Raw genomic sequence first — 14,125 nt, forward strand, 5'->3', positions numbered from 1 at the left:
TGTCCCGGCCAGCTGTGGACGATGGTCATGCCGGTCGGGCTGCTCGCCGGCCGGTTGACGCTCTCAAGGAGACCTGAACAGCTGTGACAACTCCCTCTCGGACTGCGGGGAAGAGCCGGACTGCAGGGAAGCGGTCGCGACCGGCTCGAGAGATCCCGCCGTGGCGTCCGCTCGTGGCCTTTCTCGGCCTGCTCGCGGTCGTCTACGGTCTGATCTTCTTCACCGGACCCCAGACGCTCGAACCGAAGCTCGGCATCGATCTCCAGGGCGGTACGCGCGTCACCCTGACCGCGCGGACGGAGGAGGGCAACGCGCCCACCCGGGAGCAGCTCGACCAGGCCAAGCAGATCATCGAGCAGCGCGTGAACGGTCTCGGTGTGTCCGGTTCCGAGGTCGTCGTCAGCGGTGACAACCTGATCATCACGGTCCCCGGGCAGGACGGCGCGCAGGCGAGGTCGCTGGGTCAGACCGCTCGCCTGTACGTGCGGCCGGTCGTCGGCCAGCCGGCGATGGCGACGCCGCAACCACCGAAACCCGAGGGCGCCGACGGCACCGACGAGCAGACCAACGCCCTGCCGACGGAGGCTGCGGCCGCGGCGATCGACGAGCAACGTCGCCTACGGCAGGCGCCGGCGAATGCGAGTCCACAGCAGCTCGAGGCCCTGCAGCAGCAGATGGCCAAGATGGACTGCTCGCCCACCGCGAACGACCCGCTGCTGGGTAACGACCGCCCCGACCAGTACCTCGTCGCATGCTCCACCGACGGGTCGGAGGTCTACCTCCTCGGCCCGGAGATCATCGACGGTCGCGACATCAAGAACGCGAACGCGGGCACCGATCCGCAGACCGGCGAGTGGGTCGTCACCCTCGAGTTCGAGGGTGAGGCCGCCGACTTCTGGCCCCGGTACACCGCCGAGCAGGCGCCCAACCGTACCCAGACCGCGTTCACGCTCGACTCGCGCGTCGTGTCGGCGCCCGCGATCAACGAGCCGATCCCGGGCGGCCAGACGAGGATCAGCGGCGGCAGCGCCAGCCCGTTCACCGAGTCGTCGTCCAACGAACTCGCGAACGTCCTCAAATACGGTTCGCTGCCGTTGTCCTTCACGGCGTCTGATGCCGAGACCATCTCGGCGACACTGGGTCTCGCGTCGTTGCAGGCCGGTCTGATCGCCGGTCTCGTCGGCCTGATCGCGGTCTTCATCTACGCACTGGCCTACTACCGCATGCTCGGCATCCTGACGGTGCTGTCGCTCGTCCTCGCCGGGGCGATGGTCTACGGCATCATCGTGCTGCTCGGGCGCTGGATCGGGTTCACCCTCGACCTGGCCGGTATCGCGGGTCTGATCATCGGCATCGGTATGACCGCCGACTCGTTCGTCGTCTACTTCGAACGAATCAAGGACGAGATGCGCGAGGGGCGCAGCTTCCGGTCCGCGGTACCAAGGGGCTGGGTCAGCGCGCGGCGCACCATCTGGTCGGGCAACGCGGTCAGCTTCATCGCCGCCGCGGTCATCTACATCCTGGCGATCGGCGAGGTCCGCGGGTTCGCGTTCACGTTGGGTCTCACGACGATCCTCGACGTCATGGTGGTGTTCCTGGTGACCCATCCGCTGGTCGTCTACGCGAGCCGGTCGTCGTTCCTGTCGAAGCCGAGCGTCAACGGACTCGGGGCGATCAGTGAGGTCGCCCGGCAGCGTCGGGTGGCCGCACATCGGTCGGCCGGTGCGGAGTCCGTCGCCCCGTCGGCCGACGAGGCCGACACCGCTACTCGTGAGAAGGGGACCGTGCGATGACCGGGCCGGACAACAAGGCGGCCGACTCGGCTGTCCTCGAGACCGAGCAGACCCAGCCCGGCACGGACGCCGACTTCGTCGGCGACCGGGACCGGTCGTTCTTCTCCCGGCTCTACACCGGTACCGGTGCGTTCGAGATCATCGGGCGACGCCGGATGTGGTACGCCGTGACCGCGGCGATCCTGCTGGTGTGTCTCGCCTCGATCGGAATCCGCGGCTTCACGCTCGGGATCGACTTCGAGGGCGGCACCCAGATGTCGATCCCCGTGGAGTCCTCGGAGATCACCGCGGAGTCGGTGGAAGAGGTGGTCGCCGCGACCCTCGGCGAGGCACCCGAGTCGGTGCAGACCGCGGGCTCCGGCGGCAGCCAGACGATCCAGGTGCGCACCGAGACCCTCGACCTCGCGCAGGCGGAGTCGGTCACCCGCGCACTGGCGGCCGAGTTCGGTCCCGAACTCGCCCCGGCCGAGGTGAGCATCTCCGACGTCAGCTCCACCTGGGGCAGCGAGATCACCGAGCGGATGCTGATCGCGCTGGCCGTGTTCCTGGTCATCGTCTTCGTCTACATCGCGGTGCGGTTCGACCGGGAGATGTCCATCGCCGCGATGGGGTCGCTCGTCTTCGACCTGGTCTGCACCGCGGGCATCTACTCGCTGGTCGGTTGGGAGGTCACCCCGGCGACCGTCATCGGCCTGCTCACGATCCTCGGCTTCTCGATCTACGACACCGTCGTGGTGTTCGACAAGGTCGCCGAGAACACCCGCTCGGTCCTGCAGACCACCCGTCGAACCTATGCCGAACAGGCCAACCTGGGTGTCAACCAGACCCTGATGCGGTCGATCAACACCACCGTCATCTCGGTGCTGCCGATCATCGCCCTGATGGTGATCGCGGTGTGGCTGCTCGGCGTCGGCACCTTGAAGGACTTGGGCCTGATCCAGCTGGTCGGCGTCATCGTCGGCGCGTACTCGTCGGTCTTCCTCGCCGCGCCGCTGCTGGCGACGCTGAAGGAGCGCCGCCCGGACGTCGCCCGGCACACCGAGAAGGTTCTGCGGCGTCGCGCCGGGCTCCCGTCCGACGAGCCGCGGCCGGTCCGGACGCGCCGTGGGGCGTCCGCCGGGGCAGTGGTCGACACCGACGACGCGGACCGCGCGGTCCCGACCGGCAAACGCCGCCGCAACCGCTAGTCTCTGCGACGTGAGCGTTGGACGCCGGGAGTTCGTCAGGGTCCTGAGCCTCCTCGTCGGGCTCGTCACGGTCGCCGGGCTGGTGACGGCCTGCGGCGACGACGGGCCGCCGACGATCGACTACGTGGTCGACGCGCGGATCACGACCTACAACGCGAACACGGTGGGCGGCAACGCCGATGGCGTCCTCATGGCGACCACCCGGCTGCTGCCCGGCTTCAGTCTGCTGGGCCCGGCCGGCCAGGTCATCCCGGATCGCGACGTCGGCACGGTCACCCAGGTGCCCGGCCGCGTGCCGACCCTGCGGTATGACTTCAACCCCGAGGCGACCTTTTCCGACGGGGTGGCCCTCGACTGTGACGACCTGGTGCTCGCCTGGGCGGCGATGAGCGGCCGGCTGCCCGGCTTCACCCCGGCGACCACCGCGGGGTATCGCGACATCGACGCAGTCGACTGCGCGGCCGGCGACAAGAGCGCGACCGTCACCTTCGCGCCCGGACGGGAGTACCGGAACTGGCTCTCGCTCTTCGGCGCCGGGGCGATGATGCCGGCGCATGTGGTGGCCCGCGTGGCAGGCCTCTCCGACGTCATCGACCCGATCCGGGCGATGGACCGTGCCGCCGTCGGACGCATCGCGGACGCATGGAACACCGGCTTCGACCTGACGTTCGGACCGGTCGATCACGCGCACTATCCGGCGTCGGGTCCGTATCGCATCGACCGGTACTCGCGCTCGGGCGGACTCGTCCTGGTGCCCAACGACGAGTGGTGGGGCGACAAGCCGGAGACCTCGCGCATCGTCGTCTGGGGGCGCGGGACCGACGCGACCCGCCGGCTCCCCGACGGGCGATTCGACGTCGTCGACGTGACGGCCGGCCTCGTCGACGGTGACATCGCCGGTTCGGCGGGGGCCGCCGGGCCGTCCTCGCCGGCGCGCGCGCTGGGCGTGGAGGAACTCGTCCTGGCCGGCCGCGGCGTCTTCGGCGATGTGCGGATGCGCCGTGCGTTCGCCTCCTGCGTCCCGCGAGCCGACCTCGCGCGCGACTTCGGCGCCGGCGCGCAGGTCTGGAATCTCCGGGTGCTCTCCCCGGCGGACAACCTGGCCGCACAGGTGAACACCGAATTCGGCCAGGCCTATCAGCGGCCGGACATCGAACGAGCGCGTGGACTCGTCCGGGCGGCCACCGGGCAGGGCGCGGTACAGGATCCGGCCGGCGGTGAGGCGGCCGGTTCGGAGGTCGCGCTGCGACCGCGGACGGTACGCATCGGCTACGTCGCGCCGACTCCGCGGTGGCAGCAGATGACCGCGGCGATCGCGGCGTCGTGCCGCGCCGCCGGGATCGTCGTCGAGGACGCCTCCTCACCCGACCTGCGGCCCGACGCGCTCGGCCGCGACGTCGACGCACTCATCGTCGCCGGGGGCGCGTCATTCGCCGCGGCCGGTGCCGCCGACCCGAGCCGGGACGCCTACGCGTTGCGTGGCGGAGACCCGTTGAACCTGTCCGGCATCCGGGAGCCGATGGTGAGCCGGGGAGTGGACCAGGTCGCGACGACCGTCTCGGCGCCCGACCGACTCCGTCTGGCCCGGTCCATCGAGAACGCGACCTGGTCGACGATGCCGTCGGTGCCCCTCTTCGCGGCGCCGCGGATACGGCAATGGAAGGATCGGGTGGGCAACGTGGTGGCCGGCCTCGGCCGCGACGGCACCGGATGGAACATGGATCGGTGGACGATCCGTGGCTGAGCAGGGGAGTGAAGCGATGGGTGGTGTCGTGCCCGAGCGTACGGCCGAGGCGGTCTCGCGAGCACAGGCGGCGATCGCCGCACACGCTCGCCTCGTCGACGACTTCCCGGCTCCCGGAATCGCTTTCAAGGATCTGACACCGGTCCTCGCGGACCCGGAAGGGCTGTCGACGATCGTCACCGCGCTCACGCACGGCTGTTCGTCGATCGACCTCGTGGCCGGTATCGACGCGCGCGGGTTCCTGCTGGGCGGCGCGGTCGCGCGTGAGCTCGAGGTCGGGGTGCTGGCGGTCCGCAAGGGCGGCAAGCTGCCGCCGCCGGTCCTCGCCATCGACTACAGCCTCGAATACGGACAGGCCACGCTCGAGATCCCGGCCGACGGCCTCGACCTCAGCGGCCGGCGTGTCCTGCTCGTCGACGATGTGCTCGCCACCGGTGGGACGGCGGTCGCCGCGGCCGAACTGCTCCATCGTGCGGGTGCGCACGTCGTCGGGGTCGCGGTGATCATGGAACTCGCGGGTCTCGGCGGCCGGGACACGATCGCCCGTGGCCTCGGACCGGACGTTCCCGTCCATGCGGTCGCACTGGACTGACGGCGTCGACCCGGTCATGGGCGGGCCGCGACTAGAATCGGCTGAGCCCGCCCAATAGGTCCGGACGGGTCACCGTATGCCGACAGACAACCGTGAGGAGGACCGCTGATGCCCGATGAATCCGACACGGCGCAGCGTGGCGTGACCCCCGCGGGTACCCCGGACGCCGGAACGACGTCGGCCGAGACCGCCGACCGGCCGAACGCACCGGCCGCGGTCGGCTCCATCCAGCCGGGTGCGTCGGCCTCACGCCGGGTGCGCGCCCGGCTCGCGCGCCGCATGACCGCGACCCGCAGTCAGGTCCGGCCGGTCCTCGAACCGCTGGTCACGCTGCACCGCGAGATCTACCCGAAAGCCGACGTGGCGTTGCTGCAGCGCGCCTACGACGTCGCCGACGAGCGGCACAGCGGCCAGAAGCGCAAGTCCGGCGATCCCTACATCACCCATCCGCTGGCGGTCGCCACGATCCTCGCCGATCTGGGCATGGACACCACGACCCTAATCGCGGCGCTGCTGCACGACACGGTCGAGGACACCGGCTACTCCTTGCAGGCGCTGGAGAAGGACTTCGGACCCGAGGTCGCGCACCTCGTCGACGGCGTGACCAAGCTCGACAAGGTCGCCCTCGGCAGTGCCGCGGAGGCCGAGACCATCCGCAAGATGATCATCGCGATGGCGCGCGATCCGCGCGTCCTGGTCATCAAGGTCGCCGACCGGCTGCACAACATGCGCACGATGCGCTTCCTGCCGCCGGAGAAGCAGGCGCGCAAAGCCCGCGAGACCCTGGAAGTCATTGCGCCACTTGCTCATCGACTCGGCATGGCGACGGTCAAATGGGAACTCGAGGACCTGTCGTTCGCGATCCTGCACCCCAAGCGCTACGAGGAGATCGTCCGGCTCGTCGCCGACCGCGCGCCGTCCCGTGACACCTACCTCGCCAGGGTGCGCGCCGACATCAACAACGCGCTGGCCGGTGCGCGTATCAACGCCACCGTGGAGGGGCGGCCCAAGCACTACTGGTCGATCTATCAGAAGATGATCGTCAAGGGCCGCGACTTCGACGACATCCACGACCTCGTCGGGATGCGCATCCTCTGCGAGGAGGACCGCGACTGCTACGCGGCCGTCGGTGTCGTGCACTCGCTGTGGCAACCCATGGCCGGGCGCTTCAAGGACTACATCGCCCAGCCGCGGTTCGGCGTCTACATGTCGTTGCACACCACCGTCATCGGACCCGAGGGCAAACCGCTCGAGGTGCAGATCCGCACGCACGAGATGCACCGCACGGCCGAGTTCGGGATCGCCGCGCACTGGCGCTACAAGGAGAACGGCTACCGCAAGTCGGGCAAGAAGTCCGACACCGCCGAGATCGACGACATGGCCTGGATGCGCCAGCTGCTCGACTGGCAGCGGGAGGCCGCGGACCCGGGCGAGTTCCTGGAGTCGCTGCGCTACGACCTCGCCGTGCGCGAGATCTTCGTGTTCACCCCGAAGGGCGACGTCATCACCCTGCCCGCCGGATCGACCCCGGTCGACTTCGCCTACGCGGTCCACACCGAGGTCGGGCACCGCTGTATCGGCGCGCGCGTCAACGGCCGGCTGGTCGCGCTCGAGCGCACGCTCGAGAACGGCGAGGTGGTGGAGGTGTTCACGTCCAAGGCGCCGACCGCGGGTCCGTCGAAGGACTGGCAGACGTTCGTGGTCTCGCCCCGTGCGAAGGCGAAGATCCGGCAGTGGTTCGCCAAAGAGCGACGCGAGGAGGCCCTCGAGGCCGGCAAGGACGCGATCGCCAAGGAGGTCCGCCGCGGCGGGCTCCCGCTCCAGCGGCTCCTCAGCGCGGAATCGATGTCGGCGATCGCCCGCGAGTTGCGCTACACCGACGTCACCGCGCTCTATACCGCGGTCGGTGAGAACCACGTCTCCGCACGGCATGTCGTCAACCGGCTGGTCGCCTCACTGGGTGGCATCGAGGACGCCGAGGAGGCGATCGCCGAGCGGTCTACGCCGTCGACGATGCCCACCCGGGCACGCCAGGGCGGCGACGCGGGCGTCATGGTCGACGGCATCGACAACGTCGTGATCAAACTCGCCAAGTGCTGCACCCCGGTGCCCGGCGACGACATCCTCGGTTTCGTCACCCGCGGCGGCGGGATCAGCGTGCACCGCACCGACTGCACCAACGCCGAATCGCTTCGGCAGCAGGAGGAACGGATTCTCGACGTGTCCTGGGCCCCGTCGCCGGAATCGGTGTTCCTGGTGGCGATCCAGGTAGAGGCGCTCGACCGGCACCGGCTGCTGTCGGACGTGACCAAGGTGCTCGCCGACGAACGCGTCAACATCCTGTCCGCGTCGGTGACGACGAGCCGGGACCGGGTGGCCATCAGCAAGTTCACCTTCGAGATGGGCGACCCGAAGCACCTCGGGCACGTGCTCAACGTGGTGCGCAACGTCGAAGGCGTCTACGACGTCTACCGGGTGACCTCGGCCGCCTGAATCGCGCGAACCAACCCTGCTCCCTGGAGAGCGAGCTTGCGAGCGTCACTCCGCTCCCTGAGGAGCGAGCTTGCGAGCGTCACGAAGGGTCTTGGTGAGTCGGGTTGCGAAGACCCTTCGTGACGCGCCCTCCGCAAGCTCCGGGCGCTCCTCAGGGAGCGGTGGTTGGTCGCGCCCTCGGCAAGCTCTGGGCGCTCCTCAGGGAGCGGTGGTTGGTCGCGCCCTCGGCAAGCTCTGGGCGCTCCTCAGGGAGCGGTGGTTGGTCGCGCCCTCCGCAAGCTCCGGGCGCTCCTCAGGGAGCGGTGGTTGGTCGCGCTCTCCGCAAGCTCCGGGCGCTCCTCAGGGAGCGGTGGTTGGTCGCGCCCTCCGCAAGCTCCGGGCGCTCCTCAGGGAGCAGGGGGCCGACTGCTCCGGGTGGCGGGGATGGTCTATCAGTCGATCGTGGCCGTCTCGATGGTCACCGGGAGCTTGGGCTCGCCGTCGCCGGGCTGACTGCCGATCGGGCCGGGGTTGATGCCGCCGGCGTAGACCTTGTCGAGCACCGCGAGTCCCGGTTCGTCGACCTTGCCGACGATCGAGTAGTCCGGGCCCAACTGGCTGTCGTTGATCACGATGAAGAGCTGGCTGGACCCGGTGTTCGGGTTCTGCCCGCCCTGGCTGCTGTTGGCGATCGCGATGGTGCCGCGCGGGTAGATGACGGGCTGCGAACCGGTCGTCGGATCCGGCTGCCCGACCGTCTGGAGATCGGTCGGCGGCTCGTCGGGGCTGGTCCAGCCGGGCCCGCTCATGCCGGTGCCGGTGGGGTCGCCGCACTGCAGGATCTTCAGCGTCTCGCTGGTGGTCATGCGGTGGCAGGTGGAGTCGTCGTAGAACTTGTTCTCGATCAGCGAGGTCACCGCCGCGGTGTTGCACGGCGCGCCGTCGCGCTCGAGCGTGATCGGCAGGGTGCCCTGGGAGGTGACGAACGTGGCCTTCTCGGTGCCCGACTTGAGGACGCGCTCGTCGGGCTTGGGCGAGGTCCGCTCGTTCTCCGCGGCCGCCTTCAGCTCGTCGAGTTCGGCCTGGTACTGAGCTCGCTGATCGGCCGGGACGTTGTCGGGCACCTGATCGGGCAGCTGGTCGAAGCGGCTCGGGGAGTCCTCGTAGGCGCAGGTCGTCCAGCGTGCGGCCTCGCGGTCGTCCATGATCTTCTTCACCACGACGGCGGTCACGCCCGCGACCACGGCGACCACCACGGCGGTCGAGACGGAGGCGATGACGATCTTCCGCTTGCGCCGGGCGAGGCGCTCGGTCTCGAGGCGTTCTTCGAGCTTCCGCTTCGCCGCCTCGCGGCGCTCCTCATTGGTGGACACGCGGGTGGATCCTCCTGAAACCTCGGCATGGCTGTGCCGACATCGTCGTGGATGTCACTTACTCGGGGGCAAGTGTGCCAGTTGTACCTGAGAACGGGGTGCGGCGGGTCGCGAGCCATGCCGCCTACGCAACAATGGACACCGACGTGTGTGCGTCGTCCTGTCCGCGCCGACCCGAGGAGCAGCATGCTCATCACCGGATTCCCCGCCGGGATGTTCCAGACGAACTGCTACATCGTCGCCGCCGAGGCTGGATCGGAGGCGGTGATCATCGACCCGGGCCAGGATGCGGCGCCGCGGGTCCGGGAACTGCTCGCCGAACACGACCTCACCCCGGTGGCGGTGCTGCTCACGCACGGCCATCTCGACCACACCTGGAACGCGACCGAGCTCTGCGACGAGTACTCGATCCCGGCCTACATCCATCCCGCGGATCGTCCGATGCTCGCCGATCCCGGTCTCGGCATCGGACGGGCGTTGGGCGCGATGATCGGCGATCAGGTCTTCACCGAGCCGGAGAAGGTGGTCGAATTCGCCGACGGCGAGTCGGTGGCGCTCGCCGGGGTGTCGTTCTCGGTCGATCTCGCGCCCGGACACACACAGGGCTCGGTGCTGCTCGGGGTCGACGTCGACGTACCGGACGAGGCGCGGGATCAGGCCGGGCCCGACACGCCGTCGGTGGTCGGGGTGTGCTTCTCCGGTGACGTATTGTTTGCCGGTTCGATCGGACGGACGGATCTCCCCGGGGGCAACCATCAGCAGTTGCTCGACTCGATAGCGGCGAAACTCCTGCCGCTGCCCGCGGAGACGCTGGTCCTGCCCGGCCACGGACCCCAGACCACCATCGGCCAGGAGAGTGCGAGCAATCCCTTCCTGGCCGGCCTCGAGCACCAGAGCACGCGACCGAAGGGACGACACGGACTGTGAGCGGAGCATTTCAGGCCCCCCGGGGCATCCCGGACTACTTCCCGCCGAACTCGGCGGACTTCCGGAGGGTCCGGGACACGCTCACCGACGCCGCGCGTCGTGCCGGCTACGGCCACATCGAACTGCCGGTGTTCGAGGACACCGCGCTGTTCGCACGCGGGGTCGGGGAGTCGACCGATGTCGTGAGCAAGGAGATGTACACCTTCGCCGACCGCGGGGACCGCTCGGTGACGCTGCGTCCCGAGGGCACCGCGGGCGTGGTGCGCGCGGTGATCCAGCACGGTCTCGACCGCGGCCAGCTGCCGGTGAAGGTCTGCTACGCCGGGCCGTTCTTCCGCTACGAGAAGCCGCAGACCGGCCGGTACCGCCAGCTGCAGCAGGTCGGTGTCGAGGCGATCGGTGTCGACGATCCGGCGCTCGACGCCGAGGTCATCGCGATCGCCGACGAGGGCTATCGCCGACTCGGCCTAACGGGGTTCCGCCTCGAGATCACCTCGCTGGGTGACGACGAGAGCCGTCCGCGCTATCGAGAGGCGTTGCAGGAGTTCCTGTTCGGGCTCGACCTCGACGAGGCCACCCGGATGCGCGCCGAGATCAACCCGCTGCGTGTCCTCGACGACAAGCGGCCGGAGATCAAGGCGGCGACCGCGGGCGCGCCGCTGCTCATCGACTATCTGTCCGACGACGCGAAGGCGCACTTCGATCTCGTCCTGGCGCACCTCGACCGGCTCGGCGTCGTCTACGAGATCAATCCCCGTCTGGTGCGCGGCCTGGACTACTACACGAAGACCACCTTCGAATTCGTCCACGACGGGCTCGGCGCCCAGTCCGGCATCGGCGGCGGCGGGCGTTATGACGGGCTCATGAAGCAACTCGGCGCCAAGCAGGACCTCTCGGGAATCGGGTTCGGGATCGGCGTCGACCGGACGATGCTGGCGCTGGAGGCCGAGGGCGTCGCGGGCACCGAGGCGGCCCGCTGCCACGTCTTCGGAGTGCCGCTGGGCGCGGCGGCCAAAGCCGAACTGGTCGGTGTCGCAGGCGCTCTGCGCGCCGCCGGGGTCAGTGTCGACCTGGCCTACGGCGATCGTGGCCTCAAGGGCGCGATGAAGGCGGCCGACCGCTCGGGAGCACGGCTCGCGCTGGTGCTCGGAGAGAACGAACTGGCCGAGCGGCAGCTCGAGATCAAGGACCTGGGCAACGGCGAACAGCACCGGGTCGCCCTGGACGACGTGGTCGCCGAGGTCCGTCGCCTCCTGGGCTGAGATCCGCTGCGCATTCCGCCGCTGAGAACCGCCCCGCACGGCTCGACCGACGACGATGTGCGGCCGACGGACCTGTGAGGGGCGGTTTTCGGGACCGGTTGCCCGGAGATCTCACCCGGGGGGCGGGCCGGCGACCTCGGCCGCGAGGACGTCCAGCGAGACACCGCCGAGAGCCAGTGCGCGCGAATGGAAGTCCTTGAGCGTCCAGTCCGGGTGCCGGCGGAGGGCGGCGGCGCGCGTCTGCTCCCACACGCGCTGGCCGAGCGCATACGAGGGCGCCTGGCCGGGCCAGCCCAGATAGCGGTCGAGTTCGAAGCGCAGCACGGCGTGGTCCATCGCGACCGACGAGGTCAGGAACGTCCAGGCCTTGTCGGCGTCCCAGGTCCCGCCGCCGAGGGACTCCGGCGCGGGCAGGCGGCAGTGGACGCCGATGTCGACCACGACCCGCGCGGCCCGCAGCCGCTGCGAGTCGAGCATCCCCATGCGGTCGCCCGGGTCCTCGAGCCAGCCGAGCTCGTCCATCAGGCGTTCGGCGTAGAGCGCCCAGCCCTCGCCGTGTCCGGAGGTGAACGACGCGAGCTTGCGCCAGGAGTTGAGGTCGGGGTCGACGATCGCCGATCCGAGCTGGAGATGATGCCCGGGCACGCCCTCGTGGTAGACCGTCGTCTTCTCCTGCCAGGTGTGGAAGACGGTCTGGTCGTCGGGCACCGCCCACCACATCCGGCCCGGCCGGGACAGATCCTCGCTGGGCTGGGTGTAGTAGATGATGCCGGTCGACGACGGGGCGAGCCGGCACTCCAGCCGGGACAGCCGGGCCGGTAGGTCGAAGTGCGTGCCCGCCAGACCGGCGACCGCCGCGTCGGACGTCGCCTGCATCCAGTCGACGAATTCCGCGCGATCGTGGATCTGGTACTGCGGCTGACGATCCAGCCAGGCGAGCGTCGCGGCGACCCCCTGTCCGGGGAGCAGACCCTCCGCGATCTCCTGCTGCTCGGCGACGATCTGCTGCAACCGGGTCATCGCCCAGGCATAGGCGTCGTCGGGGTCGGCGTCGGCGCCCAGGTAGGCCGGCAGGTGCAGCAGGTAGCGGTCGCGGCCGACCGCGTCGTCGTCGACGGCCTGGGCGAGAACACCGGTGCGCAGGTAGTGGGCGAAGGTCCCGAACGAGGTCCGGGCCGCGTCGAGCGCGGTGGCGAGGGTGCCGGCCAGCGCCGGGTCGGCCGCGATCGGCGCGGTGTTGCCGGCGATGGCGTCGGCCGCGGTGTCGGCCTGCCGGGCGACCGCCGCCACCTGCCGACGGGCCGGCGGCGGACCGTGACGAAGCCGGTGGGCGAGGCCGTCGACGACGTCGGTGAGCGACGCCGGGATCGCGGTGAGGCGGGACAGGAAGGTCTCCCGCTGCTCGCGGGTGTCGGTGGGCATGAGGTCGAAGACGTCACGCAGCGCCTGCAACGGTGACGCGATGACATTGCAGTCGCCGATGTGCTCGCCCGCGTCGGCGAGTGCGAGTTCGCGACGCAGCGAAGCGCCCATGGTCGCGACGGTGACGCGGTCGATGTCATCGACGACGTCGGCGCCGGCCAGCGCGGACAGGGTGACGGCAGCGACCTCGGCGCGTTCGGCGCACCCCTGCGCGGAGAAGTCGGTCAGCCGGTCGTCGTGCCCACCGCGCCCGATCTCGGTGGCGAACAGCGGATCGAGCGCGCACAACCGGTCCAGGTGCGCCTCGGCGATCGCGTCGACGGCGGTCGGCCTGCGGGGTCCGGCCCCGCCGGTGTCGGTGGCGTTCACAGGTCGTCGGTGGCGAAGGTGTCGCAGCGATCCGGATCGCCCGACTGGTATCCGACGGTGAACCACCGAGTGCGTTGGGCGGCCGAACCATGAGTCCAACCCTCGGGATTGGAGCCCGCGCCCTGGATGGTGTCGTCGCCGATGGCCTTCGCGGTCTGGATGACCGTCGCGATCTGCTCTTCGGTGATGGGCGCTAGGAGGGCGTCTGGGCCGTCGTCGGCGTGATGGGCCCACACCCCGGCGAGGCAGTCGGCCTGCAATTCGACCCGCACCGAACCCGATCGCGGTCCCTGCGAACCCATCCGCTGGCCCTTGGCGAGGGCGCCGGTGAGGTTCTGCACGTGGTGTCCGTACTCGTGGGCGACGACGTACTCCTGCGCGAGGGGCCCGTCGCTGCCGCCCATGCGACGCAGCTGGGCGAAGAACGTCGGATCGAAGTACGCCGTCGAATCGGCGGGGCAGTAGAACGGGCCGGTCGCCGAACTCGCCGCGCCGCACCCGGTGTTCACCGCGTCGGAGAAGATGACCGTCTGCGGTGGCTCGTACTCGGGCCACAGATCCGTCCACACCGTGTCGACGCTGACGGTGGTCGCCTTGATCCGGCAGATCGTGTTCTCGTTGGCCATCTCATAGGTGCACTCGTCCAGTTGCTGCTGGATCTGCGCGGCGTCCGACGAGGTGCTTGGAGTGGGGCCGCCGGCGCCGAGCAGATCGCCGGGGTTCACCCCGAAGAACAGCGCGACGATCGTGATGAGAAGTCCCGCGCCGCCGCCCAGCGCGATCCGGCCCCCACCGCCTCCACCGCCGCCGGAGACGGTGCCGGTGTCGATCGATCCGCTGCCTTGGAAGGTCACGCGGCCATTCTGGCACGATCGTCACCCGCCCCTCGCTGCCTCGGCGAAGGTATGCGATTGACGGCCGGGGGCGCGGATACGGCACCATGGGACACCTGGTCTGCGTTTCCGCCGACCGATTTCGACTCCT

10 protein-coding genes are annotated in these 14,125 nt (G+C 69.9%); 7 read left to right on the forward strand and 3 right to left on the reverse strand.

Annotation, left to right across the window (positions count from 1 at the left end; translation table 11 throughout):
* Positions 1-83: 83 nt before the first annotated feature.
* The 5 genes from secD (at position 84) to ACFVHY_RS09370 (ending at position 7,809) form a co-directional block, all read left to right on the forward strand.
* Entirely contained in the window at positions 84-1,793 is a 1,710-nt protein-coding gene (secD, locus tag ACFVHY_RS09350; protein WP_390271131.1) for a protein translocase subunit SecD, read from the forward strand.
* Complete coding sequence (secF, locus tag ACFVHY_RS09355; protein ID WP_390271134.1) at positions 1,790-2,980, forward strand: protein translocase subunit SecF; 1,191 nt, start codon at positions 1,790-1,792, stop codon at positions 2,978-2,980. Before secD ends, secF begins: the two co-directional genes overlap by 4 nt.
* Positions 2,981-2,990: 10 nt before the next feature.
* A complete protein-coding gene (locus ACFVHY_RS09360) occupies positions 2,991-4,724 on the forward strand; it encodes an ABC transporter substrate-binding protein (protein WP_390271137.1) in 1,734 nt (577 codons plus the stop codon).
* Between the two features lie 16 nt (positions 4,725-4,740).
* On the forward strand, positions 4,741-5,316 hold the full coding sequence (locus tag ACFVHY_RS09365; protein ID WP_288816337.1) for an adenine phosphoribosyltransferase: 576 nt from the start codon (positions 4,741-4,743) through the stop codon (positions 5,314-5,316).
* Positions 5,317-5,424: 108 nt separating this feature from the next.
* Positions 5,425-7,809, forward strand: a complete 2,385-nt coding sequence (locus ACFVHY_RS09370) for a bifunctional (p)ppGpp synthetase/guanosine-3',5'-bis(diphosphate) 3'-pyrophosphohydrolase (protein WP_065632111.1) — start codon at positions 5,425-5,427, stop codon at positions 7,807-7,809.
* Between the two features lie 431 nt (positions 7,810-8,240).
* Here the strand turns inward: ACFVHY_RS09370 and ACFVHY_RS09375 are convergent, their stop codons facing one another.
* The gene (locus ACFVHY_RS09375; protein WP_226513210.1) at positions 8,241-9,161 is read right to left on the reverse strand and encodes a peptidylprolyl isomerase; all 921 of its coding nucleotides are present in this window, start codon (positions 9,159-9,161) and stop codon (positions 8,241-8,243) included.
* Between the two features lie 186 nt (positions 9,162-9,347).
* Between ACFVHY_RS09375 and ACFVHY_RS09380 the strand changes: the two genes are divergently transcribed.
* Positions 9,348-10,088 (forward strand): MBL fold metallo-hydrolase, encoded by a 741-nt coding sequence (locus ACFVHY_RS09380; protein ID WP_390271141.1) that lies wholly within the window; start codon positions 9,348-9,350, stop codon positions 10,086-10,088.
* Positions 10,085-11,350 carry a histidine--tRNA ligase gene (hisS, locus tag ACFVHY_RS09385; protein WP_390271143.1) on the forward strand — a complete coding sequence of 422 codons (1,266 nt, stop codon included), beginning with the start codon at positions 10,085-10,087 and terminating at the stop codon, positions 11,348-11,350. Before ACFVHY_RS09380 ends, hisS begins: the two co-directional genes overlap by 4 nt.
* Before the next feature lie 111 nt (positions 11,351-11,461).
* Here hisS and ACFVHY_RS09390 read toward each other — a convergent pair whose 3' ends face one another.
* Both ACFVHY_RS09390 and ACFVHY_RS09395 read right to left on the reverse strand, forming a co-directional pair.
* Positions 11,462-13,141 carry a DUF885 domain-containing protein gene (locus ACFVHY_RS09390; RefSeq protein WP_390271146.1) on the reverse strand — a complete coding sequence of 560 codons (1,680 nt, stop codon included), beginning with the start codon at positions 13,139-13,141 and terminating at the stop codon, positions 11,462-11,464.
* Entirely contained in the window at positions 13,138-13,995 is an 858-nt protein-coding gene (locus ACFVHY_RS09395; protein WP_390271149.1) for a neutral zinc metallopeptidase, read from the reverse strand. The genes ACFVHY_RS09390 and ACFVHY_RS09395 overlap by 4 nt, the downstream gene beginning before the upstream one ends.
* Between the last annotated feature and the right edge of the window lie 130 nt (positions 13,996-14,125).

Source organism: Gordonia sp. NPDC127522, from assembly GCF_042672305.1.
GTDB classification, from domain to species: domain Bacteria; phylum Actinomycetota; class Actinomycetes; order Mycobacteriales; family Mycobacteriaceae; genus Gordonia; species Gordonia hongkongensis.